Consider the following 18,191-nt stretch of genomic DNA (forward strand, 5'->3'; position numbering starts at 1 on the left):
CTCCTTTCCCAGCGTCTCAGCGTCTCAGTGGCCGTGGGGGGCCGACGGCTCCGCGGCGTCCGCGTCGCCCTGCGTGGCGCGGACGGTGAAGTCCGCGGTACGGACCTCGTCCCCGTGCTTGAAGTCGAGGAACAGGCGGTAGTCGCCGACGCTCGGCACCTCGGCGTAGAAGGTGATCTGCGGCCCGGCCTTCTCGCTCTGCTCGGGGTGCACGTGCAGGTAGGCCAGGTCACCGGCGCGGAGGGCGACCAGGTGACCGTACGCGCCCAGGTAGGGCTGCAGGTCGGTGACCGGCTTGCCGTCCTTGTTCACCGTGAGGGTGAGCTTGCTCGCCCGCCCGGGGACCAGGTCTCCGTCGAGGCTCACAGTGTAGTCGCCGACCTTCGAGGAGCGGCTCGCCTCGGGCAGCGGCTTCGGCCGGTAGTCGCCGGCGGCCTGGACGTCGGCGCCGAGCGTCAGCTTCTCGCCGCCCGTCGGGGCGAAGTCGGCGAAGGCCCGGTACGCCCCCGCCTCCGGCAACGTCAGCCCGACCGACCAGATGCCGTCGGGGGTCATCTCCGGATGAAGGTGGAGGAACGTGGTCAGATCGCGGGAGACCACGATGAAGTGCAGCTTCTTGTCGTGCTCGACCTGGTAGTCGGTCACCGGCCGGCCGTTCGGCCCGGTCACCGTGAAGCGGAAGTCAGTGGCCTTCCCGGTCTCGACCGGGGTCAGCGGGTTGAGGGTGTATCCGTTCTGCGACACTTGCAGCCCCCCAGGGGTATCGCTGGACGCCTGCTTCGGCGCGTCGTTGCTCCGGCTCTCCGTCATGGCGGCGTGGTTCTCCTGCGGCGGCTCCTGGGACACCGGACCGACCGCCCGCCCCACGCCCAGGGCCCCGCCGAAGACGACGGCGAGCCCCAGGGCGTAGGAGCCGAGTTTGGCGGCCGTGTTCACGACTGCCCGACAAGTTCGTATCCGGCCTCTTCGACCGCGGCGGCGATCGAGGAGGACTCGATCTGGCTCTCGCTGGTCACGGTGAGCAGGCCGCTGGCCAGGTCGACCTCGACACCGGTGACGCCGGCCACGCCGCCGACCTCCTCCTTCACCGAGCTCACGCAGTGGCCGCAGGTCATGCCCTTGACGGTGTAGGTGGCGGTGCTCATTACGGTCTCCTTCGGCGTTGTTCCGGTGCCTGTCGAATACACTCTAACACGGTACCCCCCTAGGGTATTTCGGAGGGGTGTGAGATTCAGCTCACTGTTCCGCGTACGGCCGGTTCGCGGATGAGCGCCGCGTCGGCGACGGCGGTCTGGAAACCGTCGGTGAGCCGGCCCTTCGAGGTGGCTGCGGGCCGTCATTACGGCCAGGTCGAGTGGTAGGTCGTGTGACGCCTCCCCTCGGCGACCAGGCTGGCCGGCAGCATGTTCGTGGTGAAGCCGCTGGTGAACCGCAGCCTCGTCACATCCGTGGCCTGGGGCGGCGAGTCCGGTCACGATCAGCCTCGCCGTGACGCCGACCATGGAGGTCATGAGGGCCACGGTCATGGGCACCTGCCTGGCGGTCCGCTGGACGACCAGGAACGGCGCGAACAGGACGACCCCGCCGACCCCGGCGATCCGGCTTCTGGCGACGATGGCATGGACGACCAGCCCGGCCGCGACCGAAACGGCTTTCACGAGGTCGCCGCCGCCGCACCTGTCGCCGCCGCCGCGCCTGCTGCCACGCCTGCCGCCACCGCGCCCTCGACGCATCACCGAGTAGCTGAGCCGGCCCTGGGGGTTCGTCATCCACATCCCGATCGGCCTGGCCACCCTGGCCGCGACCGGTCCGTTGCCTGGCCCGTCCTTCGAGGTGCACGCTGCGGGGCCGCCCGCGGGGGCCGCAACGCCGTACAGAGCCATGGCCTTGCCCGGCTCGCGGGGATTGTGGACGAAGAGCGTCATGAGCAGGGTCATCGCGGCGGGGGCGATGAGCGCCCCGCCGACGCCCTGCACCGCGCACCCGGCGATCTTTACCGAGGCCGTGCCGGCGATCACGGACCTCGCCGATCAGCGCCGCTCAGTCGGTGACGAACATCCTTCACGCCCCGAACAGGTCGGACAGCCGCCTGCCCACCCGCCGAAGACCACGACATAGGCGTTGAACACCCGTTGCAGCCCGTCGGCCGAGAAGTCGAGGTCCCGCGGCATTTCCGGCAGTTGTACGTGTCCAGGATCGCCGTGAGCTGGGCGGTATGACGCCCTTCGTTCTGTAATTACCCGAGGGGGGTATATCAGAAGGCGACGGAAACGTAACATACCCCCTGAGGTATGTCGAGCGCGCGGGACGTCAGGATATTTGGCATGATCGGGATGTTGTCCGAAGTGATTGGCAGGTTGCCCAGGACGGGATGGATAAAGGCCGGGGTCGAAGGGATGATCCAGGCCGGGCTGAAGGCTCGTTCTACGCACAAGCCACACATCAGGTTCGTGCGCGACACAAGGAGCGCAGCCATCCCTTGCTAGGCTGCATGTCAACCGTTGGGTCTCACCCCGGCAGGTGAGACCGTCGAAGAAGTGGGGTCACACCGTGAAGAAGCTGCTCGTTCTGGCGCTGATCGCCCTTGGGGGGTTGCTGATCTGGCGTAAGGTGCAGGCCGACCGCGCCGAGCTCGATCTCTGGACCGAGGCGACCGGCAGCGAGAACTAACCGACCGGCGAGGCGATGAGTGACGTCGTCCCCATCGAGCTGGCGTGCCTGGACCTGGCAGGCACCACAGTCGGTGACATCGCCATGGTCGAGCGCGCCTTCGCCGAGGCGATCGCCACCCAGGGCATAGTGCCCGGGACCGGAGCGTACGCGCGTGCCATGGTTCACGTGCACCGGTCCCGGGGCTGTCCCAAGATCGATGTCTTCCGGGGCATCTTCCCCGGCAACGAGGCCCAGGCCCAGGCGGCGAACCTGACGTTCGAGCGCTCCTACGAGGGTGCGCTGGAACGTGCCGGACTGGTGCCCGTCCCCGGAGTCGTGGAAGCGCTCGACAAGCTCCGCGGCACCGGGATCAAGCTCGCCCTGATCACCGGGTTCAGCCGTACGACGTTGAGCCGCGTGCTCGGCGTCCTCGGCTGGCACGACAAGGTCGACCTGGCCATCTCCCCGGAGGACGCCGGCGGCCGCGGACGCCCTTGGCCGGACATGGTCCTGCACGCCGTGCTGCGACTCGGCGTGCAGGACGTACGGCACGTGGCGGTCGTCGGCGACTCGGAGAGCGACATGCTCTGCGGACGCCGAGCCGGGGCGTCCGTGGTGGCGGGGGTGATGACCGGGGTGCACAGCCGGGAACGGCTGCTCAAGGGCGGAGCCACACACATCCTGGACTCGATCGCGGACTTTCCGGGCTTGGTACTGAGCGAGGACCTTGGGGCGACGCGGGTGGCTTCGTCGGCCCGGTAAGCTATCTTCGTCGAAGGGGCCTTAGCTCAGTTGGCAGAGCGCCTGCTTTGCAAGCAGGATGTCAGGAGTTCGAATCTCCTAGGCTCCACTCATACAAAAGCCCAGGTCATCGGCCTGGGCTTTTGATCTTTAGTGGGCCTTGTTCTGGGGCCGTGCCCGTTGCGTGCCCGATGTGCTGAGGGCCCCCCTTGCCAGCTCGTCGAGCTTGCGTGCCACCTCGCGTTGACGTTCGTCCGTGGAGTGCTGGTAGATGAGGGCGGCGCGGGTGCTGGAGTGGCCCATGCGGGCCATCAGTTCCCGGATGGAGGCGCCGGCGCTGGCGGCGAGAGTGTTGCCGGTGTGCCTGAGGTCGTGGAAGTGGATCTTTGGTAGGTCGGCGTCCTGGAGGGCCTTGACCCAGACGCGGCGGTTGAAGTTGGTGTTGCGGAGCGGGCCGTTGTCTGGGCCTACGAAGATCAGGCCCTCGTCACCGTCCACGGCGAAGTCCTTCACGTGGGCATTGAGCTCGTCGATGATCAGGTCCGGTATGGCGACGGTTCGCTTGCCCGCTGCTGATTTGGGGTCGGTGAAGGTGAGTCCCTTGCCGGTGATCTGGATGAGCTGGCGTTCCACCTTGACGGTTCCGGTGTCGAGGTCGAGGTCTCGCCGTTGGAGGCCGGTCAGCTCGCCCCAGCGGAGACTGGCGAACGTGCCGAGGAGGACCAGGGCGCGGTAGCGGGGCTCGATCACCTCGACGATTCGGTACACCTGGGCGACGGTGAGGACAGGTCTTTCGGGTGATTTCTCCTGGCCTGCGCCCTTGATCCGGCATGGGTTGCGCTTGATGAGCTGGTCGTCCACAGCTGTGGACAGGATCGCCTTCAGTAGTCGGTACGCCTTGGCGAGAGTCACTTCGCTGACGCCGTTGTCGAGCAGCTTCTTCCGCCATTGCCGGACATGCGGCTCCTTGATCTCGCTGAGCGGCTTGTCCCCGAAGGTGGGCTTGAGGTGCGTGCGGAGCAGGTAGCCGTACAGCTCGATCGTGCGCGGGCGTAGGTTGGGCCGTTCCTTGATCCAGTCGGTGGCGTACTTGCCGAAAGAAATCTTTCCGGCGTCCGGATTGATCCATTCGTCGTCGAGGATCTGGGCCTCGGTCCTGGTGAGCCAGACTTCCGCGTCGGTCTTGGTAGCGAACGTCTGCGGTGCCGGCCGGTCGATCCCGTCCGGACCCTGGTAGCGGGCCTGGTAGCGACCGGAAGGCAACTTGCGTACGCGCCCGAACCGCCGCTTGGCGGGCTTCCTCTTGCTCGAACGGCGAGGCTTCTCCTCCTGGGCGTTGGCCATCATGCAGCACTCCCACGCCGGGCGGTGACCGGCTCGACGAGTCCCGCCGAGATGAACGCCTCAAGGGCCGCCTCTGGGATGCGCACGTTGCGCCCGATGTGGACGAACGCGATGCGTCGCTCCTCGATCAAGCGGCGCGGGAAGCGGACTGAGGTGTTCAGGCGTTCGGCGGCTTCCTCGACGGTGAGAAGGCGGCCCCGAGCCCATTCGGGAAGGAGGCAGGTCGAGATGTCGGTCATGCGGCCCTCCCTTCGTCTTCGATTGCCGAAAGATCTTGTCCGCTGGCTCTGGCTTCGAGTTCGCGCAGGTGGCTGCGCCAGCGCTGGCGTTCGGCGACACTTCGCAGCAGTCGCAAGCCGACTGGGGCGAGGTCCGGGTCTCCCGGTCTGACCGGTCGCCAGACGTAGCGGTGCGGGTCGGTCGGCTCGTCGGCTTGGCCGAGGGCTTCCATGACCCAGGTGCGGCGGTCCTGCTTGTGTTCGGCGAGCGTCTTGTTCGACCACTTGCGGGAGACCAGGACGCGGCGTCCGGCGTAGCCGAGGTGTTCGGGCTTGTGGGCCTTGCTGCGGCACCGGCCCGGAGTCATGCCGGGCTTGGCTCCCTTGGGCTGGACGCCGTAGCGGAGCCAGTTCGGGCAGGTCGGTGAGCATGGCTCGTACCGCAGTGCCTCGACGAAGCGGGCGGTGTGGTGCCGCTGGGCTGGGTTGCCGAGACCTTCGCCGAGGCTCTTGGTCAGGTACTTGGACAGGTAGCGAATGCACTGATCGGCGTCCGGCGTGCCTGCGAGGACACCCTTGACGTCAACCTGGTCGCCGAAGCGGATCACATGCAGGGGCTCGGCGTTCTCGTCGGCGTCGAGCTGGTCGAGGGCCTGTTCCCAGGTGGGCAGTACCTCGCCGGTGCCGGGGTCGAGGTAGCCGGCCTCTTCCTCCCAGACGGGTAGGTGCTCGCCCTCGAAGCGCACCTCGTCTGCTTGAGGCCACCAGACCTGGTGGTAGGTGGCTGCGGCAATCTGCTTGATCTCGGCACGGGGTAGCGTGCCGCGGATCGCCATGTGGAGGTGCGGGGCCAGGCGCTTCTGTGGCTCCACCGTGGCGAAGTACTGCACGTCATAGCCCGCCACGCGGCGAAGATTCTGCACGAATCGATCGATCAGCTTGGAGAAGTGCAGGGCGTCGCGGGCGGCTCGCTGGTAGTCGTATGCCTCCGGATCGACCGGGACACCGTCGCGAACCTTCCCGTACGAAGGCAGGGTGAGGGTGACGAATAGGGAGGGCCGGTAGACCTTGCCGTCGCCGGCCTCGAAGGCGCGCCCAAGGGTGGTGCTGGCCATCTTGCGCTTGGGCAGGTTCGGAGCATCCTGTCGCCGTCTCGTCGAGCGGACGCGCTTGGGTGCCGTCCGGCCGACGACGTTGCCGCGCATGCCCGCCGCGTTGATCTCCTCGTCGAGGCCGGCGAGAACGGCGTCCCAGTCGCGGGTCTCCTCGCCTGCGAGTTCGGCCGTGTCTCGTCGTGCCTGCATATCGGCTCGGAACTCGACCAGCCAGCGCTGTTCCTCGGTAGCCGCGTCGGGACTGATGACAGGCTCTTCGGTGAGGTGCCAGCCTTCGCGGCACTGGGCCATCCGGAGTTGTCGGTTGCGCTTGGCGCAGGACGGACACTTGCTGTCCAGCGTCGCCCCGCACGGGACATCAATGACCTCGTCCTTGCCTGTGACCAGGTCGAGCCGCCGCAGGGCAACGGGACGGATGCAGACGCCGTGCAGCTTGGCGACCTCTTCGGCGACTTCGCGGGCGAGCGGTTGCGCCATCCGGATCTTCCGAGGAACCGAGCGGCGAGCCGCCTCTCCCCGGATCTCCGCCGGGTGCTGTGGACTGTTCAATGGGCCTCCTCTCCGTACGCGGTGACCATGTCGCGGATGTCCTCGTCGGAGACGTAGGCCGCGCGGACCCGCAGAGGGTCGGGCGAGGTCTCCAGACGGACGTAGCCAATGCCAGCGCCCACCTCCGGCCTGGGGGAGATCTGGTCGGCCAGTGCTCCCCTGTCACGAGCGCCGTCGCCGAGGACCATGTCCACCTGTTCCGACTCGTCCAGGCGCAGGGCGATCTTGTCCGGGAACAGGTTGCGGATGTTCATGACCTCCTTGCGGGGGTCCTGAAGCGCCGCGAGGACTCCGACGCCGACCGCGCGGCCTTGAGTGGTGAGCGTCGCCAGCGCTGCGGAGATGCGGCGTCGCAGCTCTTTGTCATGCTGGTAGGCGGTGAGGAACGCCACCTCGTCGACGACGACCAGGACGAACGGGTCGTCCACAGTGGGCGTGTGCGACCTGCGGTGACCGGCGAAGCGAGCGGCCCGGGACTGCATGACCTTGACGGCGTCGTCGAGCAGGTCTGCGCAGTCGCCGGGGTCAGCGGCGTACCTGGAGCCGAAGAGCGCGCGGCCGAAGGACAGCTCCATCAGCTTGGGGTCGAGCGCCCAGATCTCGACCAGACCAGCGCTGACGGCTGGGAGCAGCCCGCGGATCGCGGACCAGATGATCGACCCCTTGCCGGCCCCTGTCGCGCCGGCGACCAGGACGTGAGTGCCATGCACCTTGAGCAGCCACGGCTGCCCGTCCTCCTGCTTGCCGATCTCGATTGGTCCGACAGAGGCTGTCTCGTGAATCGGAACGGCAGGCAGGGGAGTGGCGAGCGGATCGTGTCGTGGAAAGGTGAGCTGTAGCCGGCCACCCTCTATGACTGAGATGCGGCAGGAACGCGCGCCGAACCCGCAGGCGAGGTTGTCCGTACGGTCGGCCCAGTCCTTGACCGCCTGGCCGGAGAGCATGCGGACTGTCACCAGGTCGGCCCATGAGGTGCAGGTGACCTTGCCCAGCTTGGGCAGGTAGTCGCGTCCTCGGATGTGCCTGCCGAGGCCGGAGACGATCATCACCGGTTGCCAGTGTCGCCGGTACACCGAGACCAGTCGCCACCAGGCGAGCAGTCGCCAGCCGATCCAGCGCATGAAGGTCGGCCGGTCGAGGATGCCCCAGCTGACGATCCCGACAAGTGCCGGGGTGACGAGGAGCAGTGCGGCCCGCCAGCCGTACAGCACCGACAGGGCGCACGGGACCGTGACGACCAGCACGGCAACCGGGTGCCGCCACACGGTGAGGACCAGGCTCACGACGGCGCGCCAGCCGAGGACGATGAAGGTGATGATCGCGGGCGTCTTGACGACGGCGGGCTTGAACACGACCGCTGTGTCCGGCGTGGTGGAAACGATGCGTGACGGCTCTTCGCCGGGCATCTTCTTGAACATTAGGCTGGAGTCCTTCCAAGCATGTGGAGTGTGTGGGAGATCAAGGGGCCGCCGGAAGTTGCTGCTTCCTGCGGCCCCGCCTTGCATGTCAGGCCACCGCTTCCGAGGAGCCCTCGGCCGGTGTGCCGAGGTGCAGTCGCTCGCAGTCGGCGAGGTAGCGAGCGGCGGCGTTGAAGATCTCACGAGCGACACGCAGGTCCTCGTCGGTGACGTGGCCGGCCCCGGTGGTGGAGATCGACACGTTGGCCTCCGTGGACGAGATCTCCAGGTATGGCCGCGACTTGCGAAGCACACCGGTGCGGACGTGCAGGTCGGCAGTGTGGAAGGCGACGCTGAGGCGCGGCGTGGCGTTCGGCTCCACCGACAGCGTTACGTAGGTGTAAGGGCGAAGAGCAGGCGTCATGCCGCCACCCCGCGCTTGTGGATGCGCTCCACGCACCTGGCGAAGTCCTGAGCCTGCCGGGCGAGCTTGCGCGCGAACTCGACGTCGGCCGCCGTGACCTTGTCAGTCGAGCCCGTGGTGACCTGTACCTGAACCAGTCCGAAGGCCAGAGCCAGGACAGGTGTCCGTAGCGGGTAGGCGTGGTTCTTCGCATCGGCGCCGGAGCCGGTGTTGAGGGTGATCACGCCTGTCGGGCGTGCCTGTACCCGCCGCCCCATTAGGCCGCGTCCTTCGTGGTGGCGGGCTTGCCCACCGGCCGGGGAGCCCGCATCTCACGGACTCGGATCGAGTAGGCGAGCCTTCCGTTGCCGTTGACGTACGGGGTGACCGTCATGTGGTCGAACTCGACCGGGGTGAACGGCAGCCCCGGCATCGCGGGCAGGGGAGCCGGCTGAACCGGGCTGAGGATCTTCACCGCCAGTGTCTTCTGTGCGGCCTTGAGCGACGGGTCCGCGTCCATGACCGAGACCTGCCAGACCAGCTCAGCGGTCTGCTTGTCACGGGCCTGCACGAACCGCCCATTCGTCGAAGCGTCGAAGTCCTTGACCGGCTCGACGTCTCCGACGATGTAGCAGCCGTACGGGAAGACCATGTCGAACGTCACGGGGATCGGTCCCTGAAGTGCCATCGTCCACCACCTCCTTCGTCTACCCCTCTAGACAGTTGCGATCGGCTCGCTTTGTGGAGCTGTCTAGGGGGCTATGCAGAGGACGATAGCCAGAGTCTCCCCCAACTGTCTAGGGGGGTAAACGCTAATGGACGTGTTTTCGGAATGGCGCTTGGAGAGCTGCGGCGAAATGGCCGAAATTACCGCGATGTCCATTGGTCTTGTGCTGGGATTATGCCTGCTGTGTCTTGCTCGGAGGCATCTCTCCGTAAATGACAGAAAAGTGCGCCATTAATGGTGCTTCGTGGGCCTAGCCGTAGTCAGCAGCAGGTCGTCGAGGACGCTGAACAAGCCTATGCAGAGGGGCGGCGGATCTTCGTCGCTCGGTTCAGCGCCCTTCTGGACAAGGCCTCCGAAGGGAGCAGTCTCCCCCGTGATCAGTTCGATCATCGAGGCGATCGAGGCTCAGGGGTGGCACCTGGAGCACATGGCCACCCGCGTCCTGGTGGCCGCCCTCAACCGCCACGACAACGTCACATGCCTATTCCGTCGCAGTGAATGAGACGTGAGCGGCGGTGGCGTCGTCGTAGGTCTTGCCGCGGGGCCAGCGTTCGCCGCGCGGATCTGAGTGCTCGGCGGCCCGGACTTGGGAGATGAGGTTCGCCGGCCCGTGCTGGTCGAGTGTGTCCAGGGCTTCGCGCCAGGTGGCCAGGTGGAAGCGGTCGACGAGGCGGGAGGCGCCGTCGCTGAGAAGGGCGGCTGCGCGTACCCGGTCGGCGGGCATGCTGCTGGTGAGGGCCTGGTCGGCGGCAAGAGGATCGGTGGCGGCCACCCAGAAACCGCCGTCACGGTTGCGGTAGGAGCGCAGGGTCTCGACGTAGCGTCGGTGGGCCCAGACGTGTGCGTCGCTGCCGGAGTCGAGGGCGTCCATCTCGGCCCGATAGCGGGCGCCTACCTGGGCTTCCCGGTCGTCGCAGATGACCGTCGGGTCCGGGGTGCCGATGACGTCCAGGACGAGGACGGAGTCGGCCAGAACGAGCCATTCGATCAGCTCGTTCCTGCGGCGGAGCATGACAACGGTGGCCGAAGGGGAACCGGGATGGTTCAGGTCACAGGTGTCGTCGTGGAGGGAGCTGACCGTCTTGATCGCTTCGGCCAGCAGTTCAGGCAGGGGACTGGCGGCTTGGCTGATCGAGGCGATGAGGGTGGATCCAAGAGTGCGGGAGTACCAGGCCACACCGTGCGAGCAGCCGGAGTCGGAGCCAGGCGGGGTGCCTGCGCCGTCGAGGAGTACGACGGCATCCGGCGTGGCGGCGACGAAGTCCTCGTTCGGCCGGCCTGGGGCTGCTTGGGTGGCGAAGGTGACCCGCACGGCTTACTCCTCTTCGTGCCGGTAGAGCGGGCTGGCCAACTCGGCTTTGATGGGCTCGCCGGTTGACGGGTCGTACTCGACGCTGACCACCGTGGAGAAGCGCTTGTCGCCGACCTGGCCCCACAGGGTGGCGATCTCGGTCTGGAGTAGCTGCACCACACCGAGCGAGCCTTGAGGGTGGATACCGGTGAAGATGAGTAGGTTGCCGTTGTTGTCCGGCCGTGCAAGCCGTCCGAGGTAGGCGTAGTCGACGGGCCGGGCGGGTTCGCTGTCGGACCCGGACCGATAGATCGTGTCGGTGCGGGTGTCATGCAGCGTCCACACGTCGTCCTTGACCCACTTCAGAACTGGGTCGGACTCGTACAGCGCCCCTGTGACAGGGGAGAGGCGAGGGCCGCAGAGAACCATGAGGTTCGGCCGGTTGAGGTTGAGTTCGCCGTTGAGGGGGACGTGTTCCAGCTCCATCGCCAGGTCGAAGCCGCGGACGAGGTCTTCAAGGCGCTTGGCTGCGGTGACGTCCTCCATCGCGACCACGGGACGGGCGTTGTTCGCCTCGCGCTTGAGAGGAATGGCCAGGGTGACGGTGCCCGTTCCGAGGAAGGCGCCCTCAGGGGCCGGCCCGGTGTGACGGATCTGGTGGATGCGTCCTCGGGTGAGCCCGGCTTCCTTGGCGATCTGCGCGTACGACAAGCCCTGGGCGTGGAGGTCCTGGATCACGCGGCGACGCAGCCGGGCCAGCTCGGTGACCTCTTGCTGTGCGGCATTGAGGCGTTCGGTCGCGACCCGCAGCAGTTGGAACGGGTCTTCGATCGCGGCAATGCGATCCACGTCGCTCGGCGGCACAGGTCCCCCCTTGATCACTGCACGTGAGTCTAGGCCCCTAGACGGTTTGCCGTCTATCCCCCTCGACAGAACGAAGTGTAGTGGTTCGCCGGTTTTAGAACTGACTGCACGAATCGCTGATCGCCGGTTAGGGACGCCTCTCGGGCTCATCGTGCCAGGCCCGTGAGCAGTGCGTGCCACATCGCGTGGGCTTGGGCGAGCCGCACTCGACGGGTCTCTGTCACGACCAGGTCTTCGCCTTGCGTGATGCGCCGGACGAAGCCCAACCCGCCGGCCTGGCACAACTCGTAGTAGACGCTCCGGCAGGCGCAAGTCCAGTCGGTGACGCGGCACGGTTCATCCCGCCGAGACGGATACCAGGTGAGCTTTGCGCAGGCGCCTTGTGGCACCGGTACGTGCGGTGACAGGCAGGGACTCATGAGCAGGAAGCCGTCTGAGGCTGGTACCGCAACACCGCCCAGACCGTCCGCCCACCGTCATCGCCCCAGACGCCCCAGTCGAGCGCCAGAGCGGAGACGAGCAGCAGGCCACGCCCGCCCTCCGCTCCCATGGACGGGCAGAAGACCGCTGGGGAAGATGGCCCTCCCTCGTCGAGGACGCCGAGCCAGAGCCGGTCCGGATGAGCTTGGACGGTGACCAGGAACCGCCCGCCGAAGCGTCCGCTCGCGGTGTGCCGTATCGCGTTCGTGGCCAGCTCACTGACGACAAGCTCTGCCTCGTCGATGGTCGGGGAGCCTTGCAGGAGCGCGGTGACGAAGCGCCGTGCTTCCGTGATGGATGGGGCGGAGCCGAGGAAGTAGCGGGAGAAGCGCCAGGCCGACATGAAGGAGCTCCGTCGTCTAGGGGGCTATACATCGGATGACGTCGGAGTATGAGCGACCCTAGAACTACCTCAAGCTATTCGACGCATAAATGCGTCACTTCTCAAGCCGCTTGACCAGCTCCCGGTAGTCATCGGCGATGGTTCGCAGTAGTTCGCGGAGTTCGTCCCCGTACACAGCCACGCCGGCGAACGCCTCGAACGTCTGGAGGTGAGCAGCCAGCTCCCCGGGATCGGTCAGCGTCATATCCCCGGTCAAGCTCTCCACCACGCTCACGGTCCGGTCATAGATTGTGAACCCATGCAGCGGAAACGCCGGCACCTGCACCGACCACGGCACAACCCCGAGCTTCACATGCGAGAGCGTGGACACCTGAGCCAACCGATCAAGCTGCGCCAGCATCAACGATGGCGGCCCCGGCCACGTCCGCACAGCCCCTTCGGTCAGCACAAACGAGAACTCCCGACCGGCATCGAAGAGCACGGCCTGAGCCTCGATCCGCACAGCCGCGGCCTTGGCGACATCGCTCTCCTCGACGCCACGCCCCACAGCGAGTGCCAACCGCGTGTACTCCGCCGTCTGTAAAACGGCAGGTATCAAAGCCGCCTGGAAGCACGCAAGTTGGTAGCTAGTCCTCAGGCGTGCAGCGTTCGCAGCCTCCCGGCCTGCGAGCCCACCCCTTAATTGGGCGACCTCTTCGCGAAGCCGAAGAAGAAGGGCATCAAGCTCAGCCCGCGCAGGACCGTCCAGGCCGAGTGCGCTTACCAGGCGCTCTACCGTCTCAGCCGTCGGAAGCAGCTGCCCGGTCTCAATCCGAGAGATCGTAGGCTGCGCGACCTGTGCTCGCACCGCAAGATCCTTACCCGTGAGACCGGCTTCTCGCCGCAGCCTCCGCAACAACTCACCCAGCGCCCTCAACCGATCCCGCCGCTCATTCACAGGTTGCGTTGTATCATCCGCCCGCCTCGTAGCGCCGCCACATGTGCGGATGGAACAAATATCGCCGCGGAATCAAGGACCCCGCCTGTGGCGGTCTTCTGCGGGTCGGATGGTTACTGGCCGCGCTGCGGCCCTCTAGTCGGTCGCGGCCAGCGCCGTCCACGCGTCCATGCACGAACCACCTTGACCATGGAACTGTCATAACTCACTGCGCCGTGGAGCCTTTCTAGCGCATAATTTGTGCATGCTCCGCTTTGCCATGTACCGGGCCCAGGCTGATTGTCAAGATCCTTTTCGATGCCTTGAGACGCTTGCAGAGGTGCTGGGGGACGACTTTGTGAGGATCTTGGCCCCCGCGGTGGAGCTGCAGGCCGAACTCATGAAGATAGATAGCAAGGATATCTTCAAGGGCGAAGCCGGTGGAGGCTCCGCCATCTATGGGCCACGCAGAATCACGTGCGGGGAACTCTTCTCTTACAAAGGTGAAGTCTTCGGCGTAACAGTGCGAGGAGAGAACCGACGCCAGGTGAAGCGAGATGCAGGAGGGAATGTCACAGGGAGTACTTATGAGACGGTTCATCATATCGCTCTAGCACATATTGATCCGAGTAGCACGCCCTCTGGGGCTAGCCAAAAATTTATGGAGGCTGCAAAGAGAGCCTTCGGCGCCAACTTCGAAAAATATTCGATTCTCTCGGAGAGGGCGCAGGAATTTCTTGAAGAACAGCATTCGTCTACAGTCGCGCCTACGGACGAGGAAGTCTCTGCGTCACACCTGCTCTCGGATAAGCTTGCACGGAAGATTGCCATAGATATAAAAAGCGCACCGGGGGGCGTACTTCTTTCGGATCTGCCTAAGAGAGTTGCCCCAAAGGAAAAGCCTAAAATCGCCCCAATGCAGCTCGAGCTCGTTAAGCACTCTCTAGTTGTGCGCGAATTTGTAGTTGTCTGCAATAAGGCAGGCACGCCGGTTATGCGTTTCCCTAGCAAGGAGGCACTCACTGCTATAAGTAACAACTTTGTAAGATGTTCATGCGGTAGCGACGTAGCGCAGGAGCGCGTCGAAGAAGCGCTTAGTGTGACGAGCGATGGTCGTTCTTTGCTAGATAAAAGCCACTGGATGAATGTCTACCTAATCAATGAGCTGATGCGCCTCGGTATCGGCGTTGAAGAGATATTCATCGAACAGCAGTCCGGTGAGGATGAAATGGACTGCATTGCAATAATCGGAGGCAATCTAGTCCTCTTCGAACTCAAGGACAAAGATTTCACGCTCGGGAATGCCTATTCTTTTGGGGCAAAGATTGGTATTCTTCGTCCCGACGTTTCCATCATCGTAACAACTGAAAAAGTGGCGGCCGATGCCAGGGATCACTTTGACCGTGCCCGGGCTGCACGACTTCAGTCTAGCTACAAGCGCGGCCGCTCATTTCGCGGCGAAGAAACTGCTTCCGAGCCTCTATATATCGAAGGGTTGAATAACCTTCATGCAGAGCTGAGTAAGCTTACAACCAAATTGTATCGGTCGGATGCAGAGCACTTTCTTGACACAGTGCTTCCCCTCGCGTCTATGGGCCCTAGCTAGCTCATGGGGAGATTGATCGATGCTCGGATAAACAAGAATTAGCCATTGGGCGCTCGGGGCTGATGGTCTGTCTGCACATGCACGGCCTCTCGCCTTATGTGCGGTCAGTATGAGAGCCCCACACCCCATACTGGGCTGAGGCTGTCGGACTTCGATGCCCGCCATGCGGGTCGGGATGATCGCCGCCATGGTCCTCCGATTTCGAGGGTCCCGGCGCTGGTTGACCACGGCTGAGGTGACAGCAGCGTTGACAGCAACCGTCCACCCGCGCCTGATCGCCGTAAGGATCAGCCAAGCAGGGTGATTGCTCCATCTGAAGGCGGACGATCCCGTCGCGCGAGGCTCTCTGAATATCTTGATGGTTGGAGCACTGCCGAATTACTCTCATAGTGATCAAGCGGCGGCGCGGCGCGCCGCCGTACCCCCGGCCCTCCGCCCGCCCGCCGTCCGGGCGTGCGGCCTGGGGGCCGGTCCCGACGGCGGCGGGACACCGGGCCGGGCACCGCGCGCCGGCCCCGCCATACCACCGAATGCACCGACCGGGGTTGCCACGCCGCCGCACAGATGCAGCCCTTACGATCGCCAGGCGATGGCCGATCGCCGTTTATGGTTGGGGGCGATCGACGATCCGGTGCTTCGTTCCTCAGCACCGGCTCACCGAGCAGCGGTTGTGCCAGGTCATTCTGCCGGGGGGCACGGGGAGCAATTCAAGACGTCGGCGAGCGTCGGGTCCATACCCTCTATACATAAGGCTATTGCTTCGGGATCATCTGGTTATGACTTGGGAGGCGTTCAGCACTACTGTTCTCCCCCTGTTGGGCGTGCTGCTGGGGACAGGGGGCACGCTCTTGGGCCAGTACCTAGCGACACGCGTTGACAACAAGCGCCTGGAGCATGACCAACTCACCGCCATGCGGGCTGAGCGGAAAGCGGCCATCCTGTCCTTTCTCGATGCGGCTCAGCGTATCGAACTGATCCTTGACAGCGGATCGATCCCCAAGAACCAGTCGGACAAGATAGCCACCCACGAAAATCTTCATAAGCTTTGGCTGTCCAAGAAAAGCATCGAACTTGTCTGCTCTTCTGAATTGGCGCAGAGTGCACATAGCTACACCCAAGTACTGCATGTCGCACTCAGAGATCCCGATCGCATTTCAGATTCGAATATTAGGCGGCAGTCACGCTACATGATGATGGAGTCCGCGAGAAGGGATCTCGGAATAACCGGGAATCCTCTTGTGCGCGACCTCCCTCCGGAGCAGCTCGGTAATGACTGAATGCTCCGCGTCCCCGCTAGGATCTGAACCCGTCGCTCGCTGGGGGAGGGCGACGAGCTTGAGGAGCAGACCATCGGGAACCTCACGTTCGAGAAGGCCTTTCGGGATAACGGCCTAGTCTATTTCCAGCAAGGCCGAGGGTGGTTGGGAGACCGCGCCTACGGCTATGTCTGGAGTCCTCATGTACAGCCGCGCGATGTTGAGCACGTGAAAGGCCCGTGGTACATGTACACGGATCTTTAGGACTGACCTTTCGGTTTAGAGATAGCCCGGGTTGCAGTTTGGGATGCAATACGCCGCCGCAGGCTGTTGGAGACCCTTAAGGTCCGGTCTTCTCCCTGTAGCTGCTACCGGCCTAGGCTTCATGCTCATGGCTCGTACTACTTCCAGCCCCCCGGTCGACATCACACAGATGTTCCCCGAGCTGAGCGCATACGCAAGGACAGCCGTTCGCCTCCACCCGCGGCCAGGCAAGCCGAGCATGCATGACAGCCACATCGGAGGACCACTGCTCTGGCCGTCCGACGAGCCATGGCCGGCGTGCGACCGAACGGTCCAGGTGCAGGCTGCGCCTTTCGGTCAACCTGGATGGTTGACGATGAAGAACCGTGACCCCGAGAGTCCGGTGCCCCTGGTGGGTGTCGCACAGTTCTACGCACGCGACATCCCTGAGATCCCCTTTCCCGGGGGGACCGATCTGCTCCAGGTGCTGTGGTGCCCCAACGAGCACGACTTGGAAGACACCGGACTTGCCCCTGCCCCATTACTGGTCTGGCGCCGCACTGCCGACCTCACGGATGTCCTCGCTGATCCGCCCATGCGCGATCACACCACACCGGACGGTCTGCTCGACACTCCGGCGGCTGACCTGAGCTATGAGGACTACCTGCCGCGCCCCTGTGTGCTGCACCCCGAACGAGTCACCGAATACCCCTATCCTGAAGAGCTCCCGGAGCAACTCCAGACAGCCCTGGACGCGTGGGACGAAGAGGCCGATTACTCCTACGGATACCTGCTGTCCATTGCGCCGGGCTGCAAGATCGGAGGGTGGGAGTCGTGGCACCTCACCGACATGTACGAGCTGCCCTGCAACATCTGCGGTACGGAAACCGAGCCGCTCCTCAAACTAGCCAGCAGCGAATGGGACGGCGAAAGCGGACGGCGATGGCGTCCACTGGAAGAACGCCACCTCGAACCGGGCATGCCCGAATACCTGGAGGCGTTGGAGCCGACCACACTCCAGCTTGGCCGCTACGCATCCCTCACCATCTTCCTCTGCCCCCGATCCGCTGACCACGGCTACCGCCTGACCATCCAGTAGCCGAAGAGGAACTCATGGGTCTCCAGCGAGGGGGCTCCGGCGCCGGGATGATCGCCGCGCAGGATGTCAGGACCGTAGCCGGTTGAGGTTAGCTCCAGCGCCCACCGTGCAATATACGTGCAATGATCATGGAGCTCACGGCGGCGAGACATGGTCATGCCGCAAGTGGAAGGCCGTCTCCCAGCCGCAATGGTCACGCGCTGTGAAGCTGTCGGCGGTTCGACGTCGTGCCCGTTGCGTGCCCGATGGGGCGGGCGACGAGGGGGAACAGCGGGGAGTCGCGGGGAGTGCGATCAGTACCGTGAGCTGCGTCTTCGCTGATAGGGCGTGATCGGCGTGCGTCTTTGCAAGCAGGATGTCAGGAGTTCGAATCTCCTAGGCTCCACCAGCCAAAACGCCGCTTCTCTGATCATGAGAAGCGGCGTTCGTGCCATTAACGTGCCATCGGCCTTTGGCGATCTTCTTTTGTTCGGCTTCTACGCGGGCGCTCTGGGCATCGGCGATTCTCTCGTCCGCGTCGCGGGTGGCGTGCTGGTAGATCAATGCCGCACGGTCGCTGTCGTGTCCCATGCGCGCCTTCAGGTCGGCCAGGCTTGCCCCTGACTGTGCCTGGTACGGCCAGCCGGTGCACTCGCTGTATTCGGGGCTCATCGGCCCGGCTCTCGAAAACTGGCGTACGAGGCGCTCGTGGATCGCCCATACCTGCTCGAAGTCTCGTGGCATCATGTCCAGGTTGCAGGCGGTGGCGAGGCCCATCTTGGCGTTGTAACGCTCGCTGAACTCAGCCGACGTCTCCGACGCATCGCGTTGGAGACGTCGGGGACTGCGTCGGTGACGGCCGAGCGGTCACCTGCGGCGATGCCGGCGATGAGCCGTGCCGTGAGCGGCCAGATGTCGGAGGTCTGGATGGCGAGGGCGGTGAAGTCACTGCCGGCGAGCTCGCCGCC

At 64.9% G+C, this 18,191-nt stretch carries 22 protein-coding genes and 1 tRNA gene; 9 read left to right on the forward strand and 14 right to left on the reverse strand.

The annotated features are described in order from the left end of the window. Positions 1-24: 24 nt before the first annotated feature. Together ACWCSU_RS18730 and ACWCSU_RS18735 are read right to left on the reverse strand one after the other, a co-directional pair. The gene (locus ACWCSU_RS18730) at positions 25-936 is read right to left on the reverse strand and encodes a hypothetical protein (protein WP_449936260.1); all 912 of its coding nucleotides are present in this window, start codon (positions 934-936) and stop codon (positions 25-27) included. Next, positions 933-1,145 carry a heavy-metal-associated domain-containing protein gene (locus ACWCSU_RS18735; protein WP_449936262.1) on the reverse strand — a complete coding sequence of 71 codons (213 nt, stop codon included), beginning with the start codon at positions 1,143-1,145 and terminating at the stop codon, positions 933-935. The genes ACWCSU_RS18730 and ACWCSU_RS18735 overlap by 4 nt, the downstream gene beginning before the upstream one ends. Before the next feature lie 364 nt (positions 1,146-1,509). Here ACWCSU_RS18735 and ACWCSU_RS18740 point away from each other — a divergent pair, with 364 nt between their 5' ends. The 5 genes from ACWCSU_RS18740 (at position 1,510) to ACWCSU_RS18760 (ending at position 3,502) form a co-directional block, all read left to right on the forward strand. After that, positions 1,510-1,743, forward strand: a complete 234-nt coding sequence (locus ACWCSU_RS18740) for a hypothetical protein (RefSeq protein ID WP_449936264.1) — start codon at positions 1,510-1,512, stop codon at positions 1,741-1,743. A gap of 180 nt (positions 1,744-1,923) precedes the next feature. Further along, positions 1,924-2,118 (forward strand): hypothetical protein, encoded by a 195-nt coding sequence (locus tag ACWCSU_RS18745; RefSeq protein WP_449936266.1) that lies wholly within the window; start codon positions 1,924-1,926, stop codon positions 2,116-2,118. A 432-nt stretch (positions 2,119-2,550) separates the two neighbouring features. Further along, a complete protein-coding gene (locus tag ACWCSU_RS18750; protein ID WP_020542320.1) occupies positions 2,551-2,670 on the forward strand; it encodes a DLW-39 family protein in 120 nt (39 codons plus the stop codon). Between the two features lie 15 nt (positions 2,671-2,685). Beyond that, complete coding sequence (locus ACWCSU_RS18755) at positions 2,686-3,414, forward strand: HAD-IA family hydrolase (protein WP_364083484.1); 729 nt, start codon at positions 2,686-2,688, stop codon at positions 3,412-3,414. A 15-nt stretch (positions 3,415-3,429) separates the two neighbouring features. Next, a tRNA-Ala gene (locus ACWCSU_RS18760) sits at positions 3,430-3,502 on the forward strand. A gap of 41 nt (positions 3,503-3,543) precedes the next feature. Here ACWCSU_RS18760 and ACWCSU_RS18765 read toward each other — a convergent pair. The 7 genes from ACWCSU_RS18765 to ACWCSU_RS18795 form a co-directional block, all read right to left on the reverse strand. Beyond that, a complete protein-coding gene (locus ACWCSU_RS18765) occupies positions 3,544-4,740 on the reverse strand; it encodes a tyrosine-type recombinase/integrase (RefSeq protein ID WP_449936268.1) in 1,197 nt (398 codons plus the stop codon). Next, positions 4,737-4,976, reverse strand: a complete 240-nt coding sequence (locus ACWCSU_RS18770) for a helix-turn-helix domain-containing protein (RefSeq protein ID WP_449936270.1) — start codon at positions 4,974-4,976, stop codon at positions 4,737-4,739. Before ACWCSU_RS18770 ends, ACWCSU_RS18765 begins: the two co-directional genes overlap by 4 nt. Continuing rightward, complete coding sequence (locus tag ACWCSU_RS18775) at positions 4,973-6,547, reverse strand: replication initiator (protein WP_449936272.1); 1,575 nt, start codon at positions 6,545-6,547, stop codon at positions 4,973-4,975. The genes ACWCSU_RS18770 and ACWCSU_RS18775 overlap by 4 nt, the downstream gene beginning before the upstream one ends. A gap of 68 nt (positions 6,548-6,615) precedes the next feature. Beyond that, a complete protein-coding gene (locus ACWCSU_RS18780) occupies positions 6,616-8,037 on the reverse strand; it encodes an FtsK/SpoIIIE domain-containing protein (RefSeq protein ID WP_449936273.1) in 1,422 nt (473 codons plus the stop codon). Between the two features lie 88 nt (positions 8,038-8,125). Next, positions 8,126-8,440: a hypothetical protein gene (locus ACWCSU_RS18785; RefSeq protein ID WP_449936274.1), complete on the reverse strand. Its 315-nt coding sequence runs from the start codon at positions 8,438-8,440 to the stop codon at positions 8,126-8,128. After that, entirely contained in the window at positions 8,437-8,664 is a 228-nt protein-coding gene (locus tag ACWCSU_RS18790) for a hypothetical protein (protein WP_449936275.1), read from the reverse strand. Before ACWCSU_RS18790 ends, ACWCSU_RS18785 begins: the two co-directional genes overlap by 4 nt. A gap of 32 nt (positions 8,665-8,696) precedes the next feature. Beyond that, a complete protein-coding gene (locus tag ACWCSU_RS18795) occupies positions 8,697-9,107 on the reverse strand; it encodes a plasmid replication, integration and excision activator (protein ID WP_449936277.1) in 411 nt (136 codons plus the stop codon). A 412-nt stretch (positions 9,108-9,519) separates the two neighbouring features. Here ACWCSU_RS18795 and ACWCSU_RS18800 point away from each other — a divergent pair, with 412 nt between their 5' ends. Continuing rightward, entirely contained in the window at positions 9,520-9,648 is a 129-nt protein-coding gene (locus ACWCSU_RS18800) for a hypothetical protein (protein ID WP_449936279.1), read from the forward strand. Here ACWCSU_RS18800 and ACWCSU_RS18805 read toward each other — a convergent pair. From ACWCSU_RS18805 to ACWCSU_RS18820, 4 genes are all read right to left on the reverse strand, one after another. Then, positions 9,628-10,458, reverse strand: a complete 831-nt coding sequence (locus tag ACWCSU_RS18805; RefSeq protein WP_449936280.1) for an integrase — start codon at positions 10,456-10,458, stop codon at positions 9,628-9,630. The genes ACWCSU_RS18800 and ACWCSU_RS18805 overlap by 21 nt on opposite strands. A gap of 3 nt (positions 10,459-10,461) precedes the next feature. After that, positions 10,462-11,301: a sigma factor-like helix-turn-helix DNA-binding protein gene (locus ACWCSU_RS18810; RefSeq protein WP_387659496.1), complete on the reverse strand. Its 840-nt coding sequence runs from the start codon at positions 11,299-11,301 to the stop codon at positions 10,462-10,464. A gap of 415 nt (positions 11,302-11,716) precedes the next feature. Then, the gene (locus ACWCSU_RS18815; protein ID WP_449936282.1) at positions 11,717-12,124 is read right to left on the reverse strand and encodes an ATP-binding protein; all 408 of its coding nucleotides are present in this window, start codon (positions 12,122-12,124) and stop codon (positions 11,717-11,719) included. A gap of 94 nt (positions 12,125-12,218) precedes the next feature. Beyond that, positions 12,219-13,061 carry a helix-turn-helix domain-containing protein gene (locus ACWCSU_RS18820; RefSeq protein ID WP_449936283.1) on the reverse strand — a complete coding sequence of 281 codons (843 nt, stop codon included), beginning with the start codon at positions 13,059-13,061 and terminating at the stop codon, positions 12,219-12,221. A gap of 244 nt (positions 13,062-13,305) precedes the next feature. Here ACWCSU_RS18820 and ACWCSU_RS18825 point away from each other — a divergent pair, with 244 nt between their 5' ends. The 3 genes from ACWCSU_RS18825 (at position 13,306) to ACWCSU_RS18835 (ending at position 17,244) form a co-directional block, all read left to right on the forward strand. Further along, positions 13,306-14,646, forward strand: coding sequence for a hypothetical protein (locus ACWCSU_RS18825; RefSeq protein ID WP_449936285.1), 1,341 nt, complete (start codon positions 13,306-13,308; stop codon positions 14,644-14,646). Between the two features lie 815 nt (positions 14,647-15,461). Then, the gene (locus tag ACWCSU_RS18830) at positions 15,462-15,923 is read left to right on the forward strand and encodes a hypothetical protein (protein WP_449936287.1); all 462 of its coding nucleotides are present in this window, start codon (positions 15,462-15,464) and stop codon (positions 15,921-15,923) included. 598 nt (positions 15,924-16,521) lie between these two features. Then, entirely contained in the window at positions 16,522-17,244 is a 723-nt protein-coding gene (locus ACWCSU_RS18835) for a hypothetical protein (protein ID WP_449936289.1), read from the forward strand. 375 nt (positions 17,245-17,619) lie between these two features. Here ACWCSU_RS18835 and ACWCSU_RS18840 read toward each other — a convergent pair whose 3' ends face one another. Continuing rightward, positions 17,620-18,000: a hypothetical protein gene (locus tag ACWCSU_RS18840; protein ID WP_449936291.1), complete on the reverse strand. Its 381-nt coding sequence runs from the start codon at positions 17,998-18,000 to the stop codon at positions 17,620-17,622. Positions 18,001-18,191 lie beyond the last annotated feature (191 nt).

The organism is Nonomuraea sp. NPDC001699 (assembly GCF_053596455.1).

Excerpts from the sequence above, each read along its gene's own strand:
- ACWCSU_RS18735 (WP_449936262.1), bottom strand. The coding sequence starts at position 1,145 with ATGAGCACCGCCACCTACACCGTCAAGGGCATGACCTGCGGCCACTGC.
- ACWCSU_RS18740 (WP_449936264.1), top strand. The coding sequence starts at position 1,510 with ATGAGGGCCACGGTCATGGGCACCTGCCTGGCGGTCCGCTGGACGACC.
- ACWCSU_RS18745 (WP_449936266.1), top strand. The coding sequence starts at position 1,924 with ATGAGCAGGGTCATCGCGGCGGGGGCGATGAGCGCCCCGCCGACGCCC.
- ACWCSU_RS18755 (WP_364083484.1), top strand. The coding sequence starts at position 2,686 with ATGAGTGACGTCGTCCCCATCGAGCTGGCGTGCCTGGACCTGGCAGGC.
- ACWCSU_RS18765 (WP_449936268.1), bottom strand. The coding sequence starts at position 4,740 with ATGATGGCCAACGCCCAGGAGGAGAAGCCTCGCCGTTCGAGCAAGAGG.
- ACWCSU_RS18770 (WP_449936270.1), bottom strand. The coding sequence starts at position 4,976 with ATGACCGACATCTCGACCTGCCTCCTTCCCGAATGGGCTCGGGGCCGC.
- ACWCSU_RS18775 (WP_449936272.1), bottom strand. The coding sequence starts at position 6,547 with ATGGCGCAACCGCTCGCCCGCGAAGTCGCCGAAGAGGTCGCCAAGCTG.
- ACWCSU_RS18780 (WP_449936273.1), bottom strand. The coding sequence starts at position 8,037 with ATGTTCAAGAAGATGCCCGGCGAAGAGCCGTCACGCATCGTTTCCACC.
- ACWCSU_RS18785 (WP_449936274.1), bottom strand. The coding sequence starts at position 8,440 with ATGACGCCTGCTCTTCGCCCTTACACCTACGTAACGCTGTCGGTGGAG.
- ACWCSU_RS18795 (WP_449936277.1), bottom strand. The coding sequence starts at position 9,107 with ATGGCACTTCAGGGACCGATCCCCGTGACGTTCGACATGGTCTTCCCG.
- ACWCSU_RS18815 (WP_449936282.1), bottom strand. The coding sequence starts at position 12,124 with ATGTCGGCCTGGCGCTTCTCCCGCTACTTCCTCGGCTCCGCCCCATCC.
- ACWCSU_RS18825 (WP_449936285.1), top strand. The coding sequence starts at position 13,306 with ATGCTCCGCTTTGCCATGTACCGGGCCCAGGCTGATTGTCAAGATCCT.
- ACWCSU_RS18835 (WP_449936289.1), top strand. The coding sequence starts at position 16,522 with ATGAAGAACCGTGACCCCGAGAGTCCGGTGCCCCTGGTGGGTGTCGCA.
- ACWCSU_RS18840 (WP_449936291.1), bottom strand. The coding sequence starts at position 18,000 with ATGGGCCTCGCCACCGCCTGCAACCTGGACATGATGCCACGAGACTTC.